Consider the following 25,760-nt stretch of genomic DNA (forward strand, 5'->3'; position numbering starts at 1 on the left):
ACTAAATTTGCACTTCAAAAGTAAGCAATAAATCACATTTGTTATGGTTAAAAAAGCAGAAAATATAATTGTAGGAATTTCGGTTGGAGATTTAAATGGCATTGGAAGTGAAGTCATATTAAAAACATTTGAAGACAATCGAATGCTAGAATTGTGTACTCCTGTAATTTTTGCTAATGTCAAAATCATCTCATTTTTAAAAAGAGAATTAAATTTAACTACTGCTATACATGGAATAGACAAACTTGAACAACTTGTCGTAGGTAAAATAAATGTATTGAATGTTTGGCGTGAAGGTGTTAATTTAGAGTTTGGCAAAAATGACGACACAGTTGGAAGTTATGCTATAAAATCTTTTGTTACAGCCACAAAAGCACTGAAAGATGGATTTGTTGATGTATTAGTCACTGCACCAATTAACAAATACAATATTCAATCTGAAGATTTTAAATTTCCTGGACATACAGACTATTTAAACACTGAATTAGAAGGTGATGCTTTAATGTTGATGATTCACGAAGATTTAAGGGTAGGATTACTTACTGACCATGTTCCTGTAAATGAAGTGGCTAAGAATTTAACCGAAAAATTAATTTCGAATAAAATTCAAACCATTATCAAAACATTAAAACAAGATTTTGAAATTGAAAAACCAAAAGTTGCCGTTTTAGGATTAAACCCACATTCAGGTGATAATGGAGTTATTGGCAATGAGGAAGAAACAATTATTAAACCCGCACTAAAAAAACTATTCGAATCAGGCAATATGGTTTTTGGACCTTTTTCCGCAGATGGTTTTTTTGGTTCAGGACAATACGAAAAATATGATGCAGTTATTGCAACATATCACGACCAAGGATTAATTCCTTTTAAAACGCTTTCATTTGGCAACGGAGTGAACTATACCGCAGGATTAAATAAAATTCGCACATCACCAGATCACGGAACTGCATATGAAATCGCAGGTAAAGGAATTGCAAATCATGAATCATTTAAGGAAGCGGTTTATTTAGCAATTGACATTTATAATAAAAGAAATAACTATCAAGAGCTTACCAAAAACCCTTTAAAAACAAAAGAAAAACAGTTATAAACAAAAAAATGTTTACAACTAGTTTGAATTTGTAATAATTTTATATCTTTGCACACCTTTTAAAAAGGTAAAACTGTTGTTATGAACAATTTAAAAGAATATTTGATTCCTTTTGTGGGATTAAAAATAGGGAAGCATCAGTTTGATTATCAAATAGATAACACGTTCTTTAAAAGCTTTGATTACGATGGATTTAACGATACATCAGTTAAAGTAAATATTGTTTTGGAGAAAAAAAGCACCATGCTAGAACTCGACTTTAAGCACAAAGGAACAGTAAATGTACCTTGTGATGTTTCTGGAGAAGAGTTTGATTTGCCAATTAAAGGAAAATTAAAACTTTTAGTAAAATTTGGAGACACCTTTAATGACGAAAATGAAGAGTTGCTCATATTACCTCATGGAGAATTTCAAGTTAATGTTGCACAATACATTTATGAATCAATCGTATTGTCAGTTCCATTAAGAAGGGTTCATCCTGGCGTTAAAGATGGTACTTTATCAGAAGTGGTTGAAAAATTAGAATCACTTGCTCCAAAAGAAAACAAAACAGAAGAACAAAAAGATGATATAGACCCTAGATGGGAAAATTTAAAAAAACTATTAACGGATAAATAAAATAGAAAAATGGCACATCCTAAGAGAAGACAGTCGTCAACAAGAAGAGATAAAAGAAGAACACATTACAAAGCGACAGTTGCACAAATTGCTACATGTCCAATAACTGGTGAAGCACACTTATACCACAGAGCTTACTGGCATGAAGGTAAAATGTACTACAGAGGTCAAGTTGTAATTGACAAAGCAGAAGCAGTAGCTTAATTGCATCAAAAAAATAGAGAAAACTCTCACATTGTGAGAGTTTTTTTGTTAAGTGCCAGTTTGTTATATATTTATAATAACGAATAGGATTGGTTTAAAATTTTTTTTGTAATTTCCACCACTTTTCGAATCAAAAAAATTCGAATAGAAAAAATAACCTTTATGAATAAAATAACAGCAGCAATTACCGCTATTGGTTCGTATGTTCCAGACTTTGTTTTATCAAATCAAGTATTGGAAACATTGGTAGACACCAATGACGAATGGATTACCACTCGTACAGGAATTAAAGAAAGAAGATTATTAAAAGAAGAAGGCAAAGGAACCTCTTACCTTGCTATTAAAGCAGCTCAAAACTTATTAGAGAAAGTCAATTTAGATCCTAAAGAAATTGATTTAGTGATTATGGCGACTGCAACTCCAGATATGCCAGTAGCATCAACAGGCGTTTATGTTGCAACAGAAATTGGAGCAACAAATGCATTTGCATTTGATTTGCAAGCGGCTTGTTCAAGCTTCCTTTATGGAATGTCAACAGCTTCAGCATATATCGCATCTGGAAAATATAAAAAAGTTTTATTAATTGGCGCAGACAAAATGTCGTCAATCATCGATTATACCGACAGAGCAACTTGTATCATATTTGGAGATGGTGCTGGAGCAGTTCTTTTTGAACCAAACTCAGAAGGATTAGGATTACAAGATGAAATCTTAAAAAGCGATGGAATTGGTAGAGAATTTTTAAAAATCGAAGCCGGTGGTTCTATTTTACCTGCAACAGAAGAAACAGTTAAAAACAAACAACATTTTGTATTCCAAGACGGAAAAACAGTTTTTAAATACGCTGTTTCTGGAATGGCAGATGTGAGCGAAAAAATTATGCAACGAAACAATCTTACTCATGACGATGTAAATTGGTTAGTAGCACATCAAGCAAACAGAAGAATTATAGATGCAACCTCAAACAGAATGGGATTAGACGATTCAAAAGTTTTAATCAACATTCAAAAATATGGAAATACAACATCTGCAACATTACCATTATTATTATCTGATTTTGAAAACCAATTAAAAAAAGGAGATAATATTATATTTGCTGCTTTTGGTGGAGGATTTACATGGGGAGCTATCTATTTAAAATGGGCTTATACTAAATAAAAACAAACTAAACTAAATCAAATATTATGGATATTAGAGAGATTCAAAACCTAATCAAATTTGTAGCAAAATCAGGCGCTACAGAAGTAAAATTAGAAATGGACGATTTTAAAATCACCATAAAAACTACTGCTGAAGGCACAGAAAGCACAACTACTTATGTTCAACAAATGCCTATGGCTGCTGCACCTCAAATGTTAGCGCCACAAGTAGTATCATCTCCAGCTGTATCAGACACTGTTTCTGCTCCTGCATCTGATGATAATTCAAAATATATTACTGTAAAATCCCCAATTATTGGTACTTTCTATAGAAAACCAGCTCCAGACAAACCTGTTTTTGTTGAAGTAGGATCGTCAATAGGAAAAGGTGATGTACTTTGTGTAATTGAAGCAATGAAATTATTCAACGAAATTGAATCTGAAGTATCTGGTAAAATTGTAAAAGTACTAGTTGATGATTCATCTCCAGTTGAGTTTGACCAACCATTATTCTTGGTAGACCCATCTTAATCAATTAAAAATTGCGAATGATAAATTAAAAATTCCAATTATGGTTTTCTTAATTCTTAATTTTTAATTCTTAATTTTTAATTTTAAAGGATATGTTTAAAAAAATATTAATTGCCAATAGAGGTGAAATTGCATTACGTGTAATTAGAACCTGTAGAGAAATGGGCATCAAGACAGTAGCTGTATATTCTACAGCTGACGCAGATAGTTTGCACGTAAAATTTGCAGACGAAGCAGTATGTATTGGCCCTCCTCCAAGTAATTTATCTTACTTAAAAATGTCTAACATTATAGCTGCCGCAGAAATTACAAATGCAGATGCTATTCACCCAGGATACGGATTCTTATCTGAAAATGCAAAATTTTCAAAAATTTGTCAAGAACACGGCATCAAATTTATTGGAGCCTCTCCAGAAATGATTGACCGTATGGGAGACAAAGCCTCGGCAAAATCAACAATGATTGAAGCTGGAGTTCCTTGTGTTCCTGGTTCTGAAGGTATTTTAGAAAATTTTGAGCAAGCAAAAAAAGTAGCTAAAGAAATTGGATATCCAGTAATGATGAAGGCTACAGCTGGTGGTGGTGGAAAAGGAATGAGAGCCATCTGGAAAGAAGACGAATTATTAAAAGCTTGGGAAAGTGCTCGTCAAGAAGCTGCCGCTGCATTCGGAAATGATGGGATGTACATGGAAAAACTTATCGAAGAACCTCGTCATATTGAAATTCAAGTTGTTGGAGATTCTTATGGTAAAGCTTGTCACCTTTCGGAAAGAGATTGTTCAGTACAACGTCGTCATCAAAAATTAACCGAAGAAACACCGTCTCCTTTTATGACGGATGAATTACGTGAAAAAATGGGAAGTGCAGCTGTAAAAGCAGCTGAATATATTAAATATGAAGGTGCTGGAACAGTAGAATTTTTAGTTGACAAACACAGAAATTTCTACTTCATGGAAATGAACACACGTATTCAAGTAGAACACCCAATCACTGAACAAGTTGTAGATTACGATTTAATTCGTGAACAAATTATGGTAGCTGCTGGAATTCCTATTTCAGGTAAAAACTACTTTCCTTTATTACATTCTATTGAGTGTCGTATTAATGCTGAAGATCCATATAACGATTTTAGACCTTCTCCAGGTAAAATTACCGTTTTACACGCTCCAGGAGGTCACGGGGTTCGATTAGACACTCACGTATATGCTGGATATACAATTCCGCCAAATTATGATTCAATGATTGCCAAATTGATTACCACTGCTCAAACAAGAGAAGAAGCAATTGCAAAAATGAAACGTGCATTAGACGAATTTGTAATCGAAGGAATCAAAACAACAATTCCTTTCCACAGACAATTAATGGATGAACCAGATTATGTGGCAGGAAATTACACTACAAAATTCATGGAATCTTTCGTAATGAAAGAACCAATTGAAGATTAAATATAAAAACGCTCAATTTAGTTGAGCGTTTTTTTATAATTTGTATTTTTGTACAATAATTACGAAAACGTTGTAATTATAAAAAAATATTATGCATGCATATAAAAATTAGAAATATATTTTCTATTTTTACCACAATAAATCTAAATAACTAAAGAATGAAAATATTAGTTTGCATCAGTCATGTACCTGATACTACTTCAAAAATTAATTTCACCAATGGTGATAGTGAGTTTGACACTAATGGTGTGCAATTTGTAATTAATCCAAACGACGAATTTGGCTTAACAAGAGCAATATGGTTTAAAGAACAACAAGGAGCAAATGTAACAGTTGTGAATGTTGGTGGTGCAGACGCAGAAGCAACATTAAGAAAAGCTTTAGCGATTGGTGCAGACGAAGCAATAAGAATCAACGCAAACCCTACTGATGGCATGTTTGTTGCAAAACAATTAACTGAAGTGATTAAAAACGGCTCATATGACTTGGTAATCGCAGGAAAAGAATCTTTAGATTACAATGGAGGAATGGTTCCTGGAATGGTTGCTGGATTATTAGGTTTCAATTTCGTAAACGCTTGTGTTGGTATCGATGTAAACGGAAACGAAGCTAAAGTAACTAGAGAAATTGACGGTGGAAAAGAAACAATTTCAGCAAGTTTACCATTAATTATTGGTGGTCAAAAAGGTTTAGTAGAAGAAAAAGATTTACGTATTCCAAACATGAGAGGAATCATGATGGCTAGAACAAAAGCACTAACTTTAGTAGAGCCAACCGGAGATGTATCTGCAACCAAAGCAGTTAAATTTGAAAAACCAGCTGCAAAATCTGCTGTTAAATTAGTAAGTGCTGATAATTTAGATGAGTTAATTAACTTATTACACAACGAAGCTAAAGTTATTTAATTACGAATTAATAATTACGAATTAAGAAATCTTTAAATCATCAAATTTTTCAATCTTTAAATTAAAAATCATGTCAATATTAATATATGCTGAATCAGCAGAAGGAAAAATAAAAAAAGTAGCATTTGAATTAGCTTCTTACGCAAAAAAAGTAGCTGCTTCAATGAATACAACTGTTACAGCTGTTACAATCAACAATGCAGACAATAGCACTTTAGCAACTTATGGCGTTGATAAAGTATTAAACGTTTCAAACGATAAATTAACCAACTTTAACGCAAAAGCATATGCTGATGTGATTGCTCAGGCAGCAAAAAAAGAAGGAACTCAAGTAGTTTTACTTTCTTCATCAACCGATAGCTTATACTTAGCACCACTTGTTGCTGTAAGTTTAGAAGCAGGTTATGCCTCAAATGTTGTGGCTTTACCAGAAAGCACATCTCCTTTCCAAGTAAAAAGAAACGCTTTTTCAAACAAAGCATTCAATATTACCGAAATTTCAACTCCAGTAAAAGTGTTAGGAATTGCTAAAAACTCTTTTGGTTTAGTTGAAAACCCATCTTCATTAACAGAAGAAATTTTCTCACCTTCATTAAACGATGCTGATTTCAGTATAAAGGTTGAAAACGTAGAAAAAGTAACTGGGAAAGTAACTATCGCCGATGCAGAAATCGTAGTTTCTGCTGGTCGTGGGATGAAAGGTCCTGAAAACTGGGGAATGATTGAAGAATTAGCTTCTGTTTTAGGAGCAGCAACAGCATGTTCAAAACCAGTTTCTGACATCGGCTGGAGACCTCACAGTGAGCACGTGGGACAAACAGGAAAGCCTGTAGCGTCAAACTTATACATTGCGGTTGGAATCTCAGGAGCAATTCAACATATTGCTGGTATTAACTCATCAAAAGTAAAAGTAGTAATCAATTCAGACCCGGAAGCTCCATTCTTTAAAGTGGCTGATTATGGCGTTGTAGGTGATGCTTTCACTGTAGTGCCTCAATTAATTGAAAAATTAAAAGCATTTAAAGCAAGCAACTCATAACAAAATAGTTGTTTTAAAATATATTAAAATTAAAATTAGAGTTATCTTTGTTTAGATAGCTCTTTTTTTTATTTTTGAAGCGGATGGTTCCTATCTATAAACAAAATATTTTTGGTTATAAAAAAATGAACAATCTGATTCTTAAAACCACAATTAACACAGTATAATGAGTCTCGTAAAATTAAATATAAAAGGTATTTCCTATAGCCAAACACAAAATGGAGCCTATGCCTTAATCTTAAACGAAGTGGATGGTGAGCGAAAATTACCAATAGTCATTGGAGCATTTGAAGCACAATCTATTGCTATCGCTTTAGAAAAAGAAATCAAGCCACCACGTCCTCTAACTCATGATTTATTCAAAAACTTTGCTGACCGATTTGATATTGTAGTCAAGCAAGTGATTATTCATAAATTAGTGGATGGTGTCTTCTACTCTAGCATTATTTGCGAAAGAGACAAAATCGAAGAAATTATTGATGCTAGAACATCTGATGCTATTGCACTGGCGCTTCGATTCAATGCGCCTATTTTTACCTACAAAAACATTTTAGATAAAGCAGGAATATACTTAAGCATTAATCCTTCAGAAAATGAAAAACAAAACGAAGAAAACGACGAAATTCTCACTACTCCAGAAACTTTTGGCATAGAAGAAGACGTAGTGGTTCCTTCTGATAATTATTCTGGTTATTCTTTAAAAGAACTATACGACAAACTAGAACAAGCGGTTCAAAACGAAGACTACGAAAAAGCCGCAAAAATTAGAGACGAAATCTCAAAAAAAGAATCTTAATACATAAAAAACAATAGTATGAATGTAAAATTCAGATTAACGATAATGAACTTTTTCCAGTTCTTCGTTTGGGGAGCTTGGTTAATCACAGTAGCTAATTATTGGTTTGGAACAAAAAATTGGGATGGCGCTCAGTTTGGTGCAATTTTTTCAACCATGGGAATTGCTTCTATATTTATGCCAACTCTATGTGGAATTATTGCCGATAGATGGATAAATGCAGAAAAACTATACGGAACACTACATATTTTAGGCGGACTAACACTTATGTACGTTCCTCAAGTTAGTAATCCAACTGATTTCTTCTGGGTAATTTTAGTCGCAATGATTTTTTACATGCCAACAATTGCACTTTCTAATTCTGTTGCTTACAACGCTTTGAAAAAAGGAGGCTTAGACGTAGTGAAAGATTTTCCTCCAATTCGAGTTTGGGGAACAATTGGTTTTATCGTAGCAATGTGGATTACAAACTTAACTGGGAACAAAGCTTCGGAAAATCAATTTTACATTGCTGCAATTGCTGCTATATTCTTAGGAATTTACTCGTTTACACTACCAAAATGTAAACCAGAAGGAAATACTACTGAAAATAAATCATTTGTAGAATTAATCGGTTTAAGCTCATTTAAATTATTTGCTGATTACAAATTAGCTTTATTCTTTGTCTTCAGTATGTTTCTTGGAGCTGCATTGCAATTAACTAATGCTTATGGTGATGTGTTTTTAGATGATTTTAAACACAATCCAATTTATGCAGATTCATTAGTGGTAAAATATTCGACTTTAATTATGTCGATTTCTCAAATTTCAGAAACCTTATTCATCTTAGCGATTCCGTTTTTCTTAAAACGTTTTGGTATCAAACAAGTAATGTTGTTTAGTATGATTGCTTGGGTTTTACGTTTCGGATTATTCGCTTACGGAAATCCTGGTGATGGTTTATGGATGATTATTTTATCATGTATCGTTTACGGAATGGCATTTGATTTCTTCAACATTTCAGGTTCATTATTCGTAGAAACCTCAACCGATTCTAAAATTCGTTCTTCTGCACAAGGTTTATTCATGATGATGACTAACGGATTTGGAGCTGTTTTAGGAAGTGTTGTGAGCGGACAAATCATCAGTATGTATTTTACCGATGCTGCAACTGGAGAAAAAGATTGGCACAACATCTGGTTAACTTTTGCTGCTTATGCTTTAGTAATTGCAATTGCGTTTGCTGTTTTATTCAAACACAAACACAATCCCAAAGACGTTGCTAATGTTTCGCATTAGTTAGGTAAAGAGCGTAAAAAACTTTTAACCTTCTAAACCATTAAACTTTTAAACTCAAAATGAAACAATATCACGATTTAGTAAAACACGTATTAGCAAACGGCAACCAAAAAGGCGACCGTACAGGAACTGGAACCTTAAGTGTTTTTGGTTACCAAATGCGTTTTGATTTAAGCGAAGGTTTCCCAATGGTAACCACAAAAAAATTACACTTAAAATCGATTATTTACGAATTGTTGTGGTTTTTAAATGGCGATACCAACATCAAATATTTACAAGAAAATGGCGTGAAAATTTGGAACGAATGGGCTGATGAAAATGGTGATTTGGGTCCGGTTTACGGACACCAATGGCGCAATTGGAACAGCGAAGAAATTGACCAAATTACCGAATTAATCGAAACATTAAAAACCAATCCAAACAGCAGAAGAATGTTAGTTTCAGCATGGAACCCTAGTGTTTTACCAGATACTTCCGTTTCGTTTGCAGAAAATGTAGCTAATGGAAAAGCAGCTTTGCCTCCATGTCATGCGTTTTTTCAGTTTTATGTGGCGGATGGAAAATTAAGTTGCCAGTTGTACCAACGCAGTGCTGATATTTTCTTAGGCGTTCCGTTTAATATAGCATCTTATGCTTTGTTTACGATGATGATTGCACAAGTTTGCAATTTACAAGTAGGCGAATTCATCCACACTTTTGGTGATGCGCATATTTACAACAACCATATCGAGCAACTACAATTGCAACTCTCACGCGAGTGCCGACCTTTACCAACGATGAAATTAAACCCTGAAATTAAAAATATTTTCGATTTCAAGTTTGAGGATTTTACGTTAGAAGGTTATGACCCGCATCCACATATTAAGGGTGTTGTGGCGGTTTAAAATTAAAAGTTATGAAAAAAATATTTACCTTTTGTTTTTTTATTATATACACATGTTCTTTTGCTCAAACAGAAATATTAAAAACAATTTATGAAGATAGTTTAGGTAAAACAGCCAATGAAGACAACTTTTATATAAAAAAAGAGTATTCTTTTTATGGTAAAGACTATATTTTTAAAATTTCAAATTTTAAAAAATCTACATTAGAAAAAGATGTTTTTACTGATGACACGTTAAATATCTACCTAAAAGCGAAAGTAGTAAACTATCATAAAAATGGTGTGATTGCTGAAATATCTTATTATGAAAAAAATTCAATAGTCGATGAAGTGAATACTTGGTATGATAATGGACAATCTAAAGAAATATTTAAATTTTTGGAAGACCAAAAAACAAAAAGTCAAATTAAATTAATTAGTCAATTTTGGGACAAAAACAACAATCATTTAGTTATCAATGGAAATGGTGAATACAAAAACATAGATCCAGAAAATAACATCTATGAAGTTGGAAAAGTTCAAAACTACCGCAAATCAGGAAATTGGGAACTAAAATCAAAACAATATTCAGTTCAAGAGAATTATGAAGAAGGTAAGCTTATTTTTGGAAAAGCCGTTTATACAAATGGAGAAACATACGAATACAGAGAAATTGAAATAAGACCAAAACCCAAAAAAGGATTTGAACATTTTTATCAATTTGTGGGTAAAAAACTAAAAGTGGATGGTGATTCGTATGGAAAAATGATGATTCAATTTGTTGTAGACAAAGATGGTGAATTAATAGATCTAAAAATAAAGAAAGGAATTTCTCCTAAATTAGATGCATCTGCAATAGAAATATTAAAAGAATACGGAAAATGGGTCCCAGGAAAATATAGAGGAAAAGCCGTAAAAGTTCAATATTTATTACCTATAACGATAAAACAAAGTTAAATCCATGCTCACCATAATTGCAGCCGCATCCGAAAACAATGCTTTAGGAAAAGACAACCAATTGGTTTGGCATTTGCCAGATGACTTTAAGCGTTTTAAAAATTTAACTTCAGGACATTACATTGTGATGGGAAGAAAAACTTTTGAAAGTTTCCCAAAACCATTACCAAATCGTACACATATTATCATTACTAGACAAAAAAACTACGAAGCTCCTGACGATTGTTTGGTAGCAAGTAGTTTACAAAAAGCAATTGATTTATGTCCAAAAAACGAAGAAGTTTTCATCATTGGCGGAGGCGAAATCTATAAACAATCTATAGAAATTGCAGATAAAATCGATTTAACACGTGTGCATACTACCATTGATGCAGATACTTTTTTTCCGGAAATTGATACCGATAAATGGGAATTAGTCTTTGAAGAATTCCATACTAAAGACGAAAAGCACGATTACGATTTTACTTTTTTAACTTATGTTAAAAGGTAAAATTTTTAAGTTCTTGATTATTAATCGTACTTTTGTTTTCCAAAATTAATAAAATGTCGAAAAATATAACGCCATACAAAGATTCAGATTTAGGCAAAAAGGAACAAGTTGCTCAAATGTTTGACACCATTTCTGGTAGTTATGATGGATTAAACAAAGTGATTTCTTTTGGTACCGATGCAAAATGGAAAAAGAAAATCTTGAAAATGGTGGCGGCAAAACAACCAAAATCCATTTTAGATATTGCAACGGGAACAGGTGATTTAGCCATTTTATTCGCAAACACATCGGCAACAGAAATCATCGGTTTGGATATTTCACAAGGCATGTTGGATATAGGAAAGAAAAAAATTGAAGCACAATATTTGGAGTCTAAAATTCAAATGGTATTGGGTAATGGTGAAAATATTCCATATCCAGATAATTATTTTGACGCAATTACGGTTGCTTATGGCGTACGTAATTTTGAAAATCTAGAAAAAGGTCTGTCAGAAATCTTAAGAACATTAAAACCAAACGGACAATTTATCATTTTAGAGACTTCGGTGCCAACACAATTTCCGTTTAAACAAGGGTATTATATCTATACCAATTTTATAATGCCAACCATTGGAAAATTATTTTCAAAAGATAAAAAAGCCTATCAATATTTATCGACTTCAGCACAAAATTTTCCTTTTGGAGAAGCTTTAAACAATATTTTAAGAAAAATTGGGTTTATAGATGTGCAACATATGCCTCAAACATTTGGAGTTGCTACTATTTATCATGCATCTAAAAAATAATATGAAGAAATTATTTGCTCTTATACTTTTTACACAAATTACGTTTGCTCAAGGCGGCATGTTTGGCAAAGACCCAATTATCAATAAAGAAAATTGGAACAAACAACGTGTACATTGGGGCTATTTTCTTGGATTTAATAGTTTAGACTTTAAATTTGACTACTTATCTGTAACAGATGATATTCAAGTAGGAACCACCACAGGATTTAATGTAGGATTAGTAGGAAATTTAAGACTTACCGAATATTTTGATTTACGTTTTGAGCCTGGATTATACATTACACAACGTAATTTAACCTACCCAAATATTGTAGATACTAGCGATCGATTAAGAGAAGTGAAATCTACATATATTTTCTTTCCGTTGTTGCTTAAATATTCTGCTTTACGAACTGGAAATGTTCGCCCATACTTGGTTGGAGGATTATCTACTGCATTAAACTTAGGAAGTAACGCCAAAGCTCCAGATGATAACTACAATGAACGTTTTAGAATGACCAAATGGACCAATTTTTACGAAGTTGGATTTGGAGTTGATATTTATCTCGAATATTTTGTCTTTTCGCCATCTATTCGCGGTGTTTTCAGTATTAACGACGAATTAATTAGAGACAACACGCCAGGAAGTCCATGGACTGGGAATGTACAAGAAATGAAAACACGTGGCTTTTTTGTGAATTTTACGTTTCACTAAAAAATTATCGTTTAAACTCACTCAAAATTATAGCAGTGGCAGTGGCTACATTTAAACTTTCTGTAGCTTGTAAATCTCCAAATCTAGGAATTGCTATGCGTTGCGAAACTAAATTTTCTACCGGTTTTGAAATACCATTGGCTTCATTGCCCATTACTATAATTCCTTCGTTGGGAAGTTTTTCTTTATAAATGTTTTTCCCATCCATAAAAGTGCCATAAACGGGTAATTTTGTTTCAGACAAAAATTTTTCTAGGTTACCATACACTACATTAACCCGACTGATAGAACCCATAGTTGCTTGTACAACTTTTGGATTATACACATCAACCGATTCTTCAGAACAAAACAAAGTTTTAATTCCAAACCAATCACACAAACGAATAATTGTTCCCAAATTACCTGGATCTCGAATATCATCCAAAGCTACAATTAATCCTTTTTCTACAAATGTAACTGCTGATGGTATCTTAAAAGTTGCCAAACAAGTATTTGGTGTTGTTAAAGCACTAATCTTTTTTAATTCGTCAGCTGTTATGGTATGAACTTTGCTTTTACTTACAGCAACAAAATCAGCTTTTGTAGTAAACAATTCATGCAATTCAAAGTTAGAATCCAACAATTCTTGAACGCCTTTTACACCTTCAACAAAAAAAAGTTGTTCTTGTTTTCTATATTTTTTTTGCTGTAAACTCGTTATTAGTTTAATTTGGTTTTTACTAACCATAAAAATTGTATTTTTGACTAACTTTTAAAAAGTGCTTTGAGAAATAATTTACCAAAAATAACATTATTATTTGTAATCGGAACAATAATTTATTCGTGTTCGTTAGTTAAGCGTGTACCCGAAGGCAAACAGCTATTATCTAAAAACGAAATTTTTGTAAACGAAAAACTAATAAAAGAAGAACGAATCAATAATTTGGTTTTACAACAACCTAATAATAAATTCTTAGCTTATCCTTTGCGCTTAAGTTTATATAATTTAGCCAAAAAAAATCCAGATTCTTCTTATCAAGTTTGGTTAAACAAAAAACCAAATCGAAGAGCTCGGTTAGTAAAATTGTTATCTGAAAAACAAATTCAACGCTTAGGAAACTCGTTTGTTGTTTCAGGATTTAATAATTTTTTAAAGAAAACTGGCGAACCACCAGTTATTATTGATACAAACAAAGCTGAAATCTCAAAAGAACGCCTGTCTGGTTTTTATTATAACAATGGTTTTTTAAAAAATAATGTCACACTAGCTATTGATTCTGTTGGCAATAAAAAAGGTAAAATTACTTACCGTGTTGAAACTGGCAAACCTTATCACATTGACACAATTTCAAGAGTTATCGAAACGCCTGCTATTGATAGTTTATTTGCATCTGAAGAAAACAAATCCTTCCTTAAAAAAGGCGCACAATATTCCTATCAAAGTTTTGATAATGAACGAAAAAGAATTACACAACAATTTAGAAATAATGGTGTATATCATTTTCAAGAAAATCACGTAAAATTTGATGCCATTATTGATGATTCTATTCAAAAAATGAATGTTGTGTTGAAAATTGAAGACAGAAATGTCAAAGAAGGCGATACCTTAATCAAAAAACCATTCACTATTTATAAAATTAGTCAAGTAAATATTTTTACCAATAATACTTCCAAAAAAGAGAAAAACAATGTAAAAGACAGTGCGGTTTACAACAATTATAACATTTACAGCTCAGGTCGATTGAATTATAAACCAAAAGCTTTAACTAACGCTGTTTTTATAGAAAAAGGTAAACTTTTTAGTGATAACGACAGAACATTAACGTCTAAAGCATTAAGTAATTTAAAAGTTTTTAATTATCCAAATATTGAATACACACAAGATCCTGCTGATTCAACCAACACTTCTTTGATTGCAAATATTTATTTAGTCAATAAGCCTAAATTCAAGTGGACGCCTTCAATAGATGTTTCAACTTCTGATGTACAAGAATTTGGTATTAGCGGAAACATGTCGTTTACTTGGCGAAATGTTTTCAAACGGGCAGAAATTCTAGAATTATCAACCAGAGGAAATATTGGTTCATCGCAAGATTTAGCTAATCCAAACAATGTTTTTTTTAATATTTCTGAATACGGTGCAGATGCCAAACTAAATTTTCCAAGGATATTTTTTCCAATCAGTGTAAAAAATATCATTAAGAAAGAGATGTTTCCTTCTACTCAAATTAGTACAGGTATCACTAACCAAAGGAACATTGGACTAGACAAACAAAGTCTTTCAAGTAGCATAAGTTATAGTTGGTCTACAAATAACAATAAAAACAATTTCAAATTTGAGTTATTAGGAATCAATTATGTACGAAATCTGAATGTGGGAAATTATTTTAACGTTTACCGAAATTCGTATAATCGAATTAATGAAATTGCTGCAATATACAATACAAATGGTAGTTATGAAGACGCAAATGGAGATTTAAGAGAAGATAGTGTTTTAGATTTCATTGTAGATGTGCTTTCTGAAACAACAGCTTTGACTCAGAATGACGCTGATTTCAAATCTGTTTTAAGTATTTCTGAACGCTATGTAAGATTAGCTGAAGACAATTTAATTGTTTCATCCAGTTTTGTTTATAACCGAACAACAAAAAACAACATAAATGACCGAAACTATTATAATTTCAAAGCTAAAATAGAATCTGCTGGAAATTTATTATCATTTTTAGGAAATAGTTTAAATTTATCTACAGAAGAAAGCACGGCAGGAAACACAAAATTATTTGGAATAGAATATGCTCAATACATAAAATCAGAAGTTGACTTTGTAAAGCATTGGGATTTTGGCAAGAAAAACACATTAGCAATGCGTTCCTTTGCGGGTATTGCAATTCCTTATGGTAATGCAAAATCAATTCCGTTTTCTCGTAGTTATTTTTCTGGAGGTTCAAACGACAATAGAGGTTGGCAGGCTTATAGTCTTGGACCAGGTAGAAGCGGTGGCGTATTAGATTTTAATGAAGCCAATTTAAAATTAGCCTTCAGTACAGAATATCGTTTTAGAGTGGGAGGGAATTTGTATAGTGCATTATTTGTAGATGTAGGAAACATTTGGAACGTATTAGACAACGTAGAAGACGAGCGCTATACATTCACAGGGTTAAAATCATTACAAGATTTAGCAGTAGGCTCAGGTATAGGTTTTAGATATGATTTTGACTTTTTTGTATTCCGATTTGATTTAGGCTATAAAACCTATGACCCAGCACGTGAAATTAAAGATCGATGGTTCAAAGGAATTAACTTTAGCAAAACAGTGCTAAATTTTGGTATTAATTATCCATTCTAATTTTATAAATTCTTATTTTTGCTTTCTTATTATAAAAACATACAACTATGAGTCACAATATTAAACCTGGTGTTGCTACCGGAGATCAAGTGCAAGAAATTTTTAACTACGCAAAACAAAAAGGATTTGCATTACCAGCTGTAAACGTTGTTGGGTCTAGCACTATCAATGGTGTTTTAGAAACTGCTGCAAAATTAAATGCTCCAGTTATCATTCAATTTTCTAATGGTGGCGCTCAATTTAATGCAGGTAAAGGATTGTCGAATGAAAATCAAAAATCAGCAATTTTGGGAGCTGTTGCTGGCGCAAAACACATACATACTTTAGCAGAAGCTTATGGGGCAACTGTTATTTTACATACTGACCATTGTGCAAAAAATTTATTACCTTGGATTGATGGTTTGTTAGATGCTTCTGAAAAGCATTTTGCAGAAACAGGAAAATCACTTTTTAGTTCTCACATGATTGACTTATCGGAAGAACCGATTGAAGAAAATCTTGAAATTTCTAAAAAATATTTAGAAAGAATGAGTAAAATGGGAATGACTCTAGAAATTGAATTAGGAATTACTGGTGGTGAAGAAGATGGGGTTGATAATTCTGATGTAGATAGTTCAAAATTATACACACAACCAGAAGAAGTAGCTTATGCTTATGAAGAATTAATGAAAGTGAGCCCAAGATTTACAATCGCAGCTTCTTTTGGAAATGTTCATGGGGTTTACAAGCCAGGAAATGTAAAATTAACACCAAAAATCCTTAAAAATTCACAAGAATACGTTCAAAATAAATTCAACACAGGAAACAATCCAGTTGATTTTGTTTTTCACGGAGGTTCAGGTTCGACTTTAGAAGAAATTAGAGAAGCAATTTCTTATGGAGTAATTAAAATGAATATTGATACGGATTTACAATTTGCTTTCACAGAAGGAATTCGTGACTACATGGTAAATAAAATAGATTATTTAAGATCACAAATTGGAAGCCCAGATGGAGCTGACAGTCCAAATAAAAAACATTACGATCCAAGAAAATGGGTTCGTGAAGGAGAAGTAACGTTCAACACAAGATTAGAACAAGCTTTTGCCGATTTAAATAACGTAAACACTTTGTAAAATTTGTTTCAAGTTTCATATTCATAACCTGAAACTTGAAACATTACAACCTTAAACTAATAAAGAATGGCTTGGTTTAAAAGAAAAGAAAAAGGAATCACCACTGCAACTGAGGACAAAAAAGATGTTCCAAAAGGTTTATGGTATAAATCACCAACAGGAAAAATCATTGACCAAGATGAATTGGCAAGAAATCTATGGGTAAGCCCAGAAGATGATTATCATGTAAGAATTGGTAGTAAAGAATATTTCGAAATTTTATTCGACAATAACGAATTTACAGAACTTGATGCCAAACTAACATCAAAAGACCCATTGAAATTTGAAGACACTAAAAAATATAGTGATCGTTTAAAAGATGTAATGGACAAAACCAAACTAAAAGATGCTATAAGATCCGCCGTTGGAAAATCGAAAGGTAAAGATTTAGTAGTTTCTTGTATGGATTTTGCTTTCATTGGTGGCTCTATGGGTGCTGTTGTGGGTGAAAAAATTGTCAGAGCAATTGATTATTCTATTAAGCATAAAGTTCCGTTTGTTTTGATTTCTAAATCTGGTGGAGCTCGTATGATGGAAGCTGCTTATTCATTAATGCAATTAGCAAAAACATCAGCAAAATTAGCACAACTAGCCGAAGCAAAAATTCCATACATTTCATTATGTACAGACCCTACGACTGGTGGAACAACAGCTTCTTATGCAATGCTTGGTGATATTAACATTGGTGAACCAGGAGCTTTGATTGGCTTTGCAGGACCTCGTGTTGTAAAAGACACAACTGGTAAAGACTTACCTGAAGGATTTCAAACTTCAGAATTTTTATTAGAGCACGGATTTTTAGATTTTATCACTCCAAGAAAAGAACTAAAAGACAAAATCAACTTATACATTGATTTAATTCAAAATCAAGAAATCAGATAATAAAAAATCCCGTTAGCAAACTAACGGGATTTTTATTTTTAACCTAGTTGAAATTAAAAATTATACTTCAATCCACCATAGATATTTCTACCAGGAGCATTAATCCCTGAAGCAAAAACACGGTATTGGGTATCTAAAATATTTTCAACTCCTGCAAAAAGAGTTGCTCCTTTATACACATTGAAACCGGCTTTAAAATTATAGGTTTCCCAAGCTGGCATTCCTCCTATAGGTGCATATTGTGCGTTATCTTCACCACTAGTTGAATAATCGCTAGCGTCTTTTTTACCATTATATAACATGTAAGCTTCAAAATTTGCCCAATTTTTTGAATACACAAAACCAATTTTTCCAAAATAAGGAGAAATATGGTCTAATGGCGACTGGTTTCCGTTTTCAACTACTCTACCTAATGTATAATTGAAATTCGCATTGAAAATTAAATCGTTCAGCAACACAGCGCTAAAATTTGTTGACAATCCTGTAATAAACGCTTTTCCTTTATTTTGGTTTGCAAAAACTTGACTCGTTGCTCCATCATAAACAATAGTACTTTGTCCGTTAAATAAAAACTCGTCTGTTACAATAGCATCATATAATCTAGTATAAAAATAAGTGTTCTCAAACTTAATTTTTTTAGAATCGGATTGAATTGCAAATCCAAAATCAGCAGTAATTGTTTTTTCTGGTTTTAAATCTTCGTTTGGAACAATTATCGTTCCTGCCGCTGATTCAAATATTTTTGCCAAATCATCAACATTAGGTGCTCTAAATCCAGAAGCTAAATTGGCTTTAATGGTGAAATTATTTGATGTTTGATGCACAATTCCTAATGTTCCACTATAAGTGAAATTACCTTGAGAAATACTTGAAAATGGCAATGGGAAAAATGCATCATCCGCAATTGTACTTTTCAAGGAAGTATAACCAATTCTAGCACCTGCATTCCAAATCGTTTTTTCAGACATTTTTTCGTTATAAGAAACATACAAATCATTTCGCATCATATTGTTGTCTCCATTTGGATATCTTGTATCTAAATCAGTTCTAACACCCGTGTTGATATTATTAGCATACGCAGAAGATTTTAAAGTTTCAAAATACGATTCAAAGCCGTAAAACAATTCGCCCTTTTTAAATTTTTTGTCTAAATCAATTCCTATAGAGTAAATGTTTACATTTTCTTCTCTGTTTTGCAAATTATAATTGCCGAATCTTCTATTATGACGACTTTCTTGCGCATTTTGAAAAGCTATATTTACTTTTAAATCACTTCCTAAAACGGCTTTTTCTTTACTCAACGAGTATATTCCTAAAATGCGCTGTTGCGGTCCATAATACCATTCTGCATGTCTTAGTCCGCTTCCTGCTGTTTCTGTCAATCTATCATAACGATTAATATCTGAAGAAGTTGAAAATTGTAAGTTTAATCCATGTTCAAAACCTGATGCGGTTTTATAAGCAAACTTTTGTAAAAAATTATATTGCTTATACGCCGAACCAACCTGTGTATATTTATCGTCGTTTACATTCAACTGGTCAACACCGTTTACTGTAGTAACATAATTAGGTCTTTCTCCAAAATAATCGCCATTATGATTTTTTTGTTTTCCCATTCTTAAATCGCCAAAATCATTAAACGATAAAATAGATAAGGAGGCGAAGTTTGTTGTAGCATAATTAAACGTAAATGCAACCGATTTTTCTTCATTAGCAGAGCTATATCTTGTATTGATTCCACCAGTAAATTTATTTTTGGCATCACCTAAAAATTTTGCTCGTTTAGTTGTCATTGCAACGGTTCCACCTAGAGCATCGCTTCCAAATAAAGTAGAAGTTGGACCATAAAAAATCCCTACATTTTCTAACATACTTTCATCAACTGTTATTACATTTTGAAGATGCCCTGCTCTAAATATTAGGTTATTCATTCTTACACCATCAACTAAAAGCAACACGCGACTTGCTTCAAAACCTCTAATTGCAGGACTTCCACCGCCTTGTTGCGATTTTTGAACAAAAAGCGAACCTGAATTTGAAAGCATTTCTGCAGTACTTTGAAAATTTTGAAAGTCAATTTGTTTAGCCGAAACGGTAACAACTTGATTGGGTAGTTTTGAATAATTGCTTGGTAATTTATTTGAAACCACTACCTCAATTAATTCATCTGTTGCTTTAATTGTGTCTTGTTTAGTTTGTGAAAATCCTAAAACAGGAAACAAAAGCAAAAAGTATTTTGTATAATTTTTCATTTTACTATTTTTTACCTCATGTGTATATGTATTAGATTGAGTAAACTGAATTTACCCAATGTAACATTCTAAAACTTTTATTTAATTTATTAACGTTTAAACGTTTTCTGGAGGTGGTAATGAAATGGTAAAAGGAATAGATTTATAATATATTTTTGGAGCTATATTTTTTATTGATGGAACCCAAACATGAAATGGTTCCCATGAAAACATGTCCTGAAAATATATTGATTTATAAAAATTTACAATTTGTTCTTTTTTATCTTTAGAAGGCGCATCTGATTGAAAAGCACTGACTAATAACTTTGACAATTGCTTGCTTAATTTTGTCTCTTCATGATCCCACCAGCACCAATATTGAATTGAGTCTTTTGTGGCTTTTCTCTCAACAATATCATACATTTCGCCATTGTATTCAAATTCTTTGGAATGCTTCCACTTCAACTTATCTTGGCTTTCTTTTATCGAAAATTTTAAAATAACTAATTCATCTTTATCAATTCCAGCAATCATTTTCCATTTTACTTCCTTTCGGACCATAGTTTTTCTGTGCTGCAACCAAGTATAGGTAACAACCGCTGGGGCTATCAATAAAAATAGCAAAAAAATACTGCTAATTTGTTTTTTCAAATTGGAAATAAATGGTTTCCAAAGATAATAAAAAACTACAAGTTACATGCCGCTACGAATCGCTTCAACTGGGTCGAGTTTTGAAGCGGTAATTGCTGGAATAATTCCAGAAACTAAACCAATAAAAGCTGCCAAACCAGAACCTAATAACATATTTGAAGTACTTAGTACAAATTCAAAATCAAAAACATTAGATAACACAATAGCAATTATCCAAACTAAAAACATTCCGATTAATCCGCCAATTAATGATAATATAACGGCTTCGAATAAAAACTGAAACAAAATGAACTTATTTTTAGCTCCTAATGCTTTTTGAATTCCAATTAAATTGGTTCGCTCTTTTACAGAAACAAACATAATGTTAGCAATTCCAAAACCACCCACTAAAAGAGAAAATGCACTAATAGCCCAACCAATCATATTCATTTGACCAACGATATTGTCAATAAAATCCGTAAAACCTGAAAGCACATTCATAAAGAAATTATCAATTTCGCCCGTTTTAACACCTCTATGAACTCTTAATTTTTGAGCCAATTCTGCCTTAAATTCTTCGATATCGATTCCTTTTTCGGGTTTTATTAAAATTGCAGGAGTTAACATGTCATTGTTATCGCCATACATTCTTCTTAGAAAGTTTACAGGAAAAAATACAGCCACATCATTACTATCTCCAAAAGTTCCTTGTCCTTGCTTTTTCAAAACACCAATTACAGTGAACTTTTGTCCATATAAACGCACCTTTTTCCCAATAGGGTCACTATTTTCAAACAAACCAATTGCTACTTCACTTCCAATTACAATTACTGGACTTCCTGAATTAGATTCTGAAGCATTAAACAATCTTCCTTTTTCAATTTTCAAAGGTTCAATGTCAAAAAAATCTTCAGTTGAAGGTTTAACACGAATAGAATTTACCGTCTTAGACTCGTATTTGATGTTTTCGTTTCGGGTAAATAAATTGAATGAGATTTTATCAATTCCGTTTACATTTCGTTTAATGTGTTCAAATTCTTCATACGTAACATCAGGAAATTGTTCGCGTTTCCATCGAGGCACTTCTGATGGCCCAAACGAAAATCGCATTAAATAAACGGTATTCATATCCATATCACTCAAATCTTCCTTGATTTTTTTATCCATAGAATCTACCGCAGCCAACACCGCAATAATGGAAAAAATACCAATGGTAACGCCTAACAACGACAAAAGGGTACGCAATTTATTGTTACGTAAAGCATTAATGGCAAAACTGAAACTTTCTGAAAGTAATCGTAAATATAAAAGCATAATACTGAGCTATAACTATAAGTAGAGCAACGATTGAAAATGTTACAGTTGGAGGGAATTTATTTATATTTGAGGAATGAATCTTCAATTATTGTTTAAGATACTTTAAAATAACCTATGAAAAAATATTTATTGTTCTTCACTTTTTTTATTATTCTATCAAATTGTGAAAAAGTTGATTGTGACAAACTTGAAAAATACTATAAAGAAGATAATTGTAACATAATTGTTTCGAAAATGCCTATACCTGACTCTAGACATAATTTTTACATTTTAGGTAAAAGTTCTATGACAAATTTAGACACAATATACGATGAAGAAAATAGATGGTTTTGTCAATTCTATAAATATTTAGAGAAGGGCGACACGATAATAAAAAACAAAGGAGAATTACTATTTAGTATTCATAAAAAAGACACTGTATTAAGTTTTAATTTTGAATGTGACGGTAAAATATACACACCCGCTAGCGCGAGCATCTTGCTCGTGCCCACAACGAAAAGCAACACAGAACGTTAAATATTTTATTTAATTTTATATTTTTGAATAGTATGAGCAGAAAATATAAATTTGGAGAAAAAGAGGGTGCTTATTTTATTTCTTTTGCAACAGTACATTGGATAGATGTTTTTACAAGAGTCAATTATTTTGACACCATAATAGAATCATTAGATTATTGCAGAAAAAACAAAGGAATGGAAATTTACGGTTATTGTATTATGCCAAGCCACATTCATTTAATTTTTCGCTCTTCCTTAGGCGATCCATCAGGATTAATGAAAGATTTTAAAGGTTTCACATCTAGAAAAATGTTGAAGTTAATTGCAGAAAATCCTCAAGAAAGCAGAAAAGATTGGTTACTTTGGATGTTTGAAAAAGCTGGAAAGAAAAATAGTAATGTTGAAAAAAGTCAATTTTGGCAACAAAATAACCAACCTATTGAAATTTGGTCTTTAAAAGTATTTGAGCAAAAATTAAATTACATTCATAATAATCCTGTAGAAACTGGTTTTGTTACTGACCCAATTGATTGGAAATACAGTAGTGCAAGAAATTATGGTAATAACGACCTAACTGTTTTAGAAATTGACTTGAATTAGATTGTGGGCACGAGCGTGACGCTCGCGCTAGCGAAAGGACCTAATTGGTAAAAGATAGAGATATGAATTTTATAAATGTTTTTTTTGGGTTTTTATATAGATATTTTTCTTTAGGAAAAGGAGAACACTATGGATTTTATTCAACAATTTTTTCATTAACAACGTTGATTAGTTTGAATATTTTGTTTGTAAAAAATTTGTTTTTGTTTCAAATAATGAACAGAAGGGATGTCTTGTTTAATTTTCCAAAAGAGGAAAAATTTATTGTACCGACACTAATTATATTAGCTTGTTACTATTACTTTAAACCTAGGTTTAAAGTAATAAGTAAACAATATAACTCCTATTCAATTCGGAAAAAACACACCATTCGCTTTTGGAGTTTATTATATATTGTTGTTACTGTAATATCTTCTATTGTTATATTGTACTCTGTACGAAACAATATTAAATGGTGGTAAAGGGGTAATGTTTCGGATTTAGTGATAAGCACTTGTTGCATATCTAACCTTAGCTAGCGCGAGCGTCACGCTCGTGCGCACAATCAAAAAAATATAAAACAATAAAGTTTGACTATTTTAAGAAGTATAACTACTTTTGCACCACGAAAACAACAACATATATCTGAGACTATTCAGATACAACAACACAACACCATGAACACAACAAAAAAAATTGCTTCGGCATTGATTTCTGTATTTGACAAAAACGGTTTAGAACCTATTGTTAAAGCCCTTCATCAAAACAATGTAACCATTTATTCTACCGGCGGAACCGAAACTTTCATTAAAGATTTAGGCATTCCTGTTGTTGCTGTAGAAGATATTACGGCTTTTCCTGAAATTTTAGGCGGAAGAGTAAAAACCTTACATCCAAAAATCTTTGGTGGTATTTTAAACCGTCAAGACCATACTGGCGATGTGGAACAAATGAAAGAATTCAATATTCCTCAAATCGATTTAGTGATTGTGGATTTGTATCCGTTTGAAAAAACCGTTGCTTCAGGTGCTAGCGAACAAGATATTATTGAAAAAATCGATATCGGTGGTATTTCATTAATTAGAGCCGCTGCTAAAAATTTCAAAGACACAGTAATTGTTCCTTCAGTTGATCAATATGAGCCATTTTTGAATTTCTATACTGAAAACAATGGCGCTACTACTTTAGAAAACAGAAAATTACTAGCTACCAGAGCTTTTAATGTTTCTTCACATTATGATTCGGCTATTTTCAACTACTTCAATCAAGTTTTTGAAGAACCAGTTTTAAAAATCAGCGAGCAAAACGGAAATGTATTGCGTTATGGCGAAAATCCACATCAAAAAGGATTTTTCTATGGCGATTTTGATAAAATGTTTACCAAAGTACACGGAAAAGAATTGTCATACAACAATTTATTAGATGTTGATGCAGCTGTGAATTTAATGAATGAATTCAAAAACGATAATCCAACTTTCGCGATTTTAAAACACAACAACGCTTGTGGTTTAGCAACCAGAAATACAATGAAAGATGCGTATTTAGATGCTTTAGCAGGTGACCCAACTTCTGCTTTTGGAGGTGTTTTAATTGCGAATGGGAAAATTGATGTTGCTACAGCAAACGAAATCAATCAATTGTTCTGCGAAGTAGTAATTGCACCTGCTTATGACGAAGAAGCAATCGATATTTTAGAAGAAAAGAAAAACAGAATCATCTTAATCCAAAACGAAGTAACATTACCACAAAAAAATGTGCGTACATGCTTAAACGGAGTTTTAGTACAAGACAAAGACAATGTTACTGATACTAAAGCTCATTTAAAAACCGTTACTACTGCAAAGCCAACCGAAGAAGAAATTGAAGATTTGTTATTTGCTTCAAAAATATGCAAACACACCAAATCAAACACGATTGTTTTTGCAAAGAACAAACAATTATGTGCTTCAGGAACTGGACAAACTTCAAGAGTAGATGCTTTACGCCATGCGATTGAAAAAGCCACATCATTTGAATTTGACTTAACTGGAGCTGTTATGGCAAGTGATGCATTTTTTCCTTTTCCAGACTGTGTAGAAATTGCAAATAAAGCTGGAATTACAGCTGTGATTCAGCCAGGAGGTTCTATCAAAGACGAATTAAGCATTAAGTATTGTGATGAAAACAATATGGCAATGGTGTTCACTGGAATACGTCATTTTAAGCATTAATTTACAGTACAAATAACATAATTTGAAAACGCATTAAAATATTATATATTAATGCGTTTTTATTTGAAATTATTCCAGATAATTTTCATAGTTTTGCTA

Annotated in this window: 25 protein-coding genes; 21 read left to right on the forward strand and 4 right to left on the reverse strand. The window is 32.2% G+C overall.

Annotation, left to right across the window (positions count from 1 at the left end; translation table 11 throughout):
• The first annotated feature begins 43 nt into the window (after nucleotides 1–43).
• The 15 genes from pdxA to VK164_RS08720 all read left to right on the forward strand — a co-directional run bounded on the left by pdxA (nucleotide 44) and on the right by VK164_RS08720 (nucleotide 12,836).
• Nucleotides 44–1,093, forward strand: a complete 1,050-nt coding sequence (gene pdxA, locus VK164_RS08650) for a 4-hydroxythreonine-4-phosphate dehydrogenase PdxA (protein ID WP_324208957.1) — start codon at nucleotides 44–46, stop codon at nucleotides 1,091–1,093.
• 81 nt (nucleotides 1,094–1,174) lie between these two features.
• Nucleotides 1,175–1,711 (forward strand): DUF177 domain-containing protein, encoded by a 537-nt coding sequence (locus VK164_RS08655; RefSeq protein WP_324208958.1) that lies wholly within the window; start codon nucleotides 1,175–1,177, stop codon nucleotides 1,709–1,711.
• Nucleotides 1,712–1,720: 9 nt separating this feature from the next.
• A complete protein-coding gene (rpmF, locus tag VK164_RS08660) occupies nucleotides 1,721–1,915 on the forward strand; it encodes a 50S ribosomal protein L32 (protein WP_166236963.1) in 195 nt (64 codons plus the stop codon).
• Nucleotides 1,916–2,077: 162 nt separating this feature from the next.
• Nucleotides 2,078–3,073 (forward strand): beta-ketoacyl-ACP synthase III, encoded by a 996-nt coding sequence (locus VK164_RS08665; RefSeq protein WP_324208959.1) that lies wholly within the window; start codon nucleotides 2,078–2,080, stop codon nucleotides 3,071–3,073.
• A 26-nt stretch (nucleotides 3,074–3,099) separates the two neighbouring features.
• Complete coding sequence (gene accB / locus VK164_RS08670; protein WP_166236965.1) at nucleotides 3,100–3,585, forward strand: acetyl-CoA carboxylase biotin carboxyl carrier protein; 486 nt, start codon at nucleotides 3,100–3,102, stop codon at nucleotides 3,583–3,585.
• 92 nt (nucleotides 3,586–3,677) lie between these two features.
• Entirely contained in the window at nucleotides 3,678–5,030 is a 1,353-nt protein-coding gene (gene accC, locus VK164_RS08675; RefSeq protein ID WP_324208960.1) for an acetyl-CoA carboxylase biotin carboxylase subunit, read from the forward strand.
• 158 nt (nucleotides 5,031–5,188) lie between these two features.
• On the forward strand, nucleotides 5,189–5,935 hold the full coding sequence (locus VK164_RS08680) for an electron transfer flavoprotein subunit beta/FixA family protein (RefSeq protein ID WP_324208961.1): 747 nt from the start codon (nucleotides 5,189–5,191) through the stop codon (nucleotides 5,933–5,935).
• Between the two features lie 70 nt (nucleotides 5,936–6,005).
• Nucleotides 6,006–6,974, forward strand: a complete 969-nt coding sequence (locus VK164_RS08685) for an electron transfer flavoprotein subunit alpha/FixB family protein (protein ID WP_324208962.1) — start codon at nucleotides 6,006–6,008, stop codon at nucleotides 6,972–6,974.
• 166 nt (nucleotides 6,975–7,140) lie between these two features.
• Nucleotides 7,141–7,770, forward strand: a complete 630-nt coding sequence (locus tag VK164_RS08690) for a bifunctional nuclease family protein (protein WP_324208963.1) — start codon at nucleotides 7,141–7,143, stop codon at nucleotides 7,768–7,770.
• 18 nt (nucleotides 7,771–7,788) lie between these two features.
• On the forward strand, nucleotides 7,789–9,048 hold the full coding sequence (locus VK164_RS08695; protein WP_324208964.1) for a nucleoside permease: 1,260 nt from the start codon (nucleotides 7,789–7,791) through the stop codon (nucleotides 9,046–9,048).
• 59 nt (nucleotides 9,049–9,107) lie between these two features.
• Nucleotides 9,108–9,932, forward strand: coding sequence for a thymidylate synthase (locus VK164_RS08700; protein WP_324208965.1), 825 nt, complete (start codon nucleotides 9,108–9,110; stop codon nucleotides 9,930–9,932).
• Between the two features lie 11 nt (nucleotides 9,933–9,943).
• On the forward strand, nucleotides 9,944–10,867 hold the full coding sequence (locus VK164_RS08705; RefSeq protein WP_324208966.1) for an energy transducer TonB: 924 nt from the start codon (nucleotides 9,944–9,946) through the stop codon (nucleotides 10,865–10,867).
• 4 nt (nucleotides 10,868–10,871) lie between these two features.
• Nucleotides 10,872–11,357: a dihydrofolate reductase gene (locus VK164_RS08710; protein WP_324208967.1), complete on the forward strand. Its 486-nt coding sequence runs from the start codon at nucleotides 10,872–10,874 to the stop codon at nucleotides 11,355–11,357.
• A 53-nt stretch (nucleotides 11,358–11,410) separates the two neighbouring features.
• A complete protein-coding gene (ubiE, locus tag VK164_RS08715) occupies nucleotides 11,411–12,142 on the forward strand; it encodes a bifunctional demethylmenaquinone methyltransferase/2-methoxy-6-polyprenyl-1,4-benzoquinol methylase UbiE (protein WP_324208968.1) in 732 nt (243 codons plus the stop codon).
• Nucleotide 12,143: 1 nt separating this feature from the next.
• Nucleotides 12,144–12,836: a porin family protein gene (locus tag VK164_RS08720; RefSeq protein WP_324208969.1), complete on the forward strand. Its 693-nt coding sequence runs from the start codon at nucleotides 12,144–12,146 to the stop codon at nucleotides 12,834–12,836.
• Nucleotides 12,837–12,840: 4 nt separating this feature from the next.
• On the opposite strand, the gene VK164_RS08725 is transcribed toward VK164_RS08720, so the two are convergent.
• On the reverse strand, nucleotides 12,841–13,563 hold the full coding sequence (locus VK164_RS08725) for an RNA methyltransferase (RefSeq protein WP_324208970.1): 723 nt from the start codon (nucleotides 13,561–13,563) through the stop codon (nucleotides 12,841–12,843).
• 36 nt (nucleotides 13,564–13,599) lie between these two features.
• Between VK164_RS08725 and VK164_RS08730 the strand changes: the two genes are divergently transcribed.
• From VK164_RS08730 to accD, 3 genes are all read left to right on the forward strand, one after another.
• Entirely contained in the window at nucleotides 13,600–16,161 is a 2,562-nt protein-coding gene (locus VK164_RS08730) for a BamA/TamA family outer membrane protein (protein ID WP_324208971.1), read from the forward strand.
• A 47-nt stretch (nucleotides 16,162–16,208) separates the two neighbouring features.
• Nucleotides 16,209–17,276 (forward strand): class II fructose-bisphosphate aldolase, encoded by a 1,068-nt coding sequence (gene fbaA / locus VK164_RS08735; RefSeq protein ID WP_324208972.1) that lies wholly within the window; start codon nucleotides 16,209–16,211, stop codon nucleotides 17,274–17,276.
• 66 nt (nucleotides 17,277–17,342) lie between these two features.
• The gene (accD, locus tag VK164_RS08740) at nucleotides 17,343–18,197 is read left to right on the forward strand and encodes an acetyl-CoA carboxylase, carboxyltransferase subunit beta (protein ID WP_324208973.1); all 855 of its coding nucleotides are present in this window, start codon (nucleotides 17,343–17,345) and stop codon (nucleotides 18,195–18,197) included.
• A gap of 53 nt (nucleotides 18,198–18,250) precedes the next feature.
• Here accD and VK164_RS08745 read toward each other — a convergent pair whose 3' ends face one another.
• The 3 genes from VK164_RS08745 to VK164_RS08755 all read right to left on the reverse strand — a co-directional run bounded on the left by VK164_RS08745 (nucleotide 18,251) and on the right by VK164_RS08755 (nucleotide 22,372).
• Nucleotides 18,251–20,449 carry a TonB-dependent receptor plug domain-containing protein gene (locus VK164_RS08745; RefSeq protein WP_324208974.1) on the reverse strand — a complete coding sequence of 733 codons (2,199 nt, stop codon included), beginning with the start codon at nucleotides 20,447–20,449 and terminating at the stop codon, nucleotides 18,251–18,253.
• 96 nt (nucleotides 20,450–20,545) lie between these two features.
• Nucleotides 20,546–20,989: a hypothetical protein gene (locus VK164_RS08750; RefSeq protein ID WP_324208975.1), complete on the reverse strand. Its 444-nt coding sequence runs from the start codon at nucleotides 20,987–20,989 to the stop codon at nucleotides 20,546–20,548.
• A gap of 132 nt (nucleotides 20,990–21,121) precedes the next feature.
• On the reverse strand, nucleotides 21,122–22,372 hold the full coding sequence (locus VK164_RS08755; protein ID WP_324208976.1) for an ABC transporter permease: 1,251 nt from the start codon (nucleotides 22,370–22,372) through the stop codon (nucleotides 21,122–21,124).
• A gap of 117 nt (nucleotides 22,373–22,489) precedes the next feature.
• Between VK164_RS08755 and VK164_RS08760 the strand changes: the two genes are divergently transcribed.
• The 3 genes from VK164_RS08760 to purH all read left to right on the forward strand — a co-directional run bounded on the left by VK164_RS08760 (nucleotide 22,490) and on the right by purH (nucleotide 25,661).
• Nucleotides 22,490–22,891: a hypothetical protein gene (locus VK164_RS08760; protein ID WP_324208977.1), complete on the forward strand. Its 402-nt coding sequence runs from the start codon at nucleotides 22,490–22,492 to the stop codon at nucleotides 22,889–22,891.
• Between the two features lie 32 nt (nucleotides 22,892–22,923).
• Nucleotides 22,924–23,472, forward strand: coding sequence for an REP-associated tyrosine transposase (locus VK164_RS08765; protein ID WP_324208978.1), 549 nt, complete (start codon nucleotides 22,924–22,926; stop codon nucleotides 23,470–23,472).
• Nucleotides 23,473–24,128: 656 nt separating this feature from the next.
• Nucleotides 24,129–25,661, forward strand: coding sequence for a bifunctional phosphoribosylaminoimidazolecarboxamide formyltransferase/IMP cyclohydrolase (purH, locus tag VK164_RS08770; protein WP_324208979.1), 1,533 nt, complete (start codon nucleotides 24,129–24,131; stop codon nucleotides 25,659–25,661).
• Nucleotides 25,662–25,760 lie beyond the last annotated feature (99 nt).

It is taken from the genome of Flavobacterium sp. (assembly GCF_035299005.1).
Lineage (GTDB): Bacteria > Bacteroidota > Bacteroidia > Flavobacteriales > Flavobacteriaceae > Flavobacterium.

What these genes read in the sequence shown, in the direction of transcription:
- rpmF (WP_166236963.1), top strand. Translation starts at nt 1,721, where the DNA reads ATGGCACATCCTAAGAGAAGACAGTCGTCAACAAGAAGAGATAAAAGA.
- VK164_RS08665 (WP_324208959.1), top strand. Translation starts at nt 2,078, where the DNA reads ATGAATAAAATAACAGCAGCAATTACCGCTATTGGTTCGTATGTTCCA.
- accC (WP_324208960.1), top strand. Translation starts at nt 3,678, where the DNA reads ATGTTTAAAAAAATATTAATTGCCAATAGAGGTGAAATTGCATTACGT.
- accB (WP_166236965.1), top strand. Translation starts at nt 3,100, where the DNA reads ATGGATATTAGAGAGATTCAAAACCTAATCAAATTTGTAGCAAAATCA.
- pdxA (WP_324208957.1), top strand. Translation starts at nt 44, where the DNA reads ATGGTTAAAAAAGCAGAAAATATAATTGTAGGAATTTCGGTTGGAGAT.
- VK164_RS08655 (WP_324208958.1), top strand. Translation starts at nt 1,175, where the DNA reads ATGAACAATTTAAAAGAATATTTGATTCCTTTTGTGGGATTAAAAATA.
- purH (WP_324208979.1), top strand. Translation starts at nt 24,129, where the DNA reads ATGAACACAACAAAAAAAATTGCTTCGGCATTGATTTCTGTATTTGAC.
- VK164_RS08765 (WP_324208978.1), top strand. Translation starts at nt 22,924, where the DNA reads ATGAGCAGAAAATATAAATTTGGAGAAAAAGAGGGTGCTTATTTTATT.
- VK164_RS08760 (WP_324208977.1), top strand. Translation starts at nt 22,490, where the DNA reads ATGAAAAAATATTTATTGTTCTTCACTTTTTTTATTATTCTATCAAAT.
- VK164_RS08745 (WP_324208974.1), bottom strand. Translation starts at nt 20,449, where the DNA reads ATGAAAAATTATACAAAATACTTTTTGCTTTTGTTTCCTGTTTTAGGA.
- VK164_RS08725 (WP_324208970.1), bottom strand. Translation starts at nt 13,563, where the DNA reads ATGGTTAGTAAAAACCAAATTAAACTAATAACGAGTTTACAGCAAAAA.
- VK164_RS08755 (WP_324208976.1), bottom strand. Translation starts at nt 22,372, where the DNA reads ATGCTTTTATATTTACGATTACTTTCAGAAAGTTTCAGTTTTGCCATT.
- VK164_RS08720 (WP_324208969.1), top strand. Translation starts at nt 12,144, where the DNA reads ATGAAGAAATTATTTGCTCTTATACTTTTTACACAAATTACGTTTGCT.
- VK164_RS08705 (WP_324208966.1), top strand. Translation starts at nt 9,944, where the DNA reads ATGAAAAAAATATTTACCTTTTGTTTTTTTATTATATACACATGTTCT.
- VK164_RS08700 (WP_324208965.1), top strand. Translation starts at nt 9,108, where the DNA reads ATGAAACAATATCACGATTTAGTAAAACACGTATTAGCAAACGGCAAC.
- ubiE (WP_324208968.1), top strand. Translation starts at nt 11,411, where the DNA reads ATGTCGAAAAATATAACGCCATACAAAGATTCAGATTTAGGCAAAAAG.
- VK164_RS08680 (WP_324208961.1), top strand. Translation starts at nt 5,189, where the DNA reads ATGAAAATATTAGTTTGCATCAGTCATGTACCTGATACTACTTCAAAA.
- fbaA (WP_324208972.1), top strand. Translation starts at nt 16,209, where the DNA reads ATGAGTCACAATATTAAACCTGGTGTTGCTACCGGAGATCAAGTGCAA.
- accD (WP_324208973.1), top strand. Translation starts at nt 17,343, where the DNA reads ATGGCTTGGTTTAAAAGAAAAGAAAAAGGAATCACCACTGCAACTGAG.
- VK164_RS08690 (WP_324208963.1), top strand. Translation starts at nt 7,141, where the DNA reads ATGAGTCTCGTAAAATTAAATATAAAAGGTATTTCCTATAGCCAAACA.
- VK164_RS08710 (WP_324208967.1), top strand. Translation starts at nt 10,872, where the DNA reads ATGCTCACCATAATTGCAGCCGCATCCGAAAACAATGCTTTAGGAAAA.
- VK164_RS08695 (WP_324208964.1), top strand. Translation starts at nt 7,789, where the DNA reads ATGAATGTAAAATTCAGATTAACGATAATGAACTTTTTCCAGTTCTTC.
- VK164_RS08685 (WP_324208962.1), top strand. Translation starts at nt 6,006, where the DNA reads ATGTCAATATTAATATATGCTGAATCAGCAGAAGGAAAAATAAAAAAA.
- VK164_RS08750 (WP_324208975.1), bottom strand. Translation starts at nt 20,989, where the DNA reads ATGGTCCGAAAGGAAGTAAAATGGAAAATGATTGCTGGAATTGATAAA.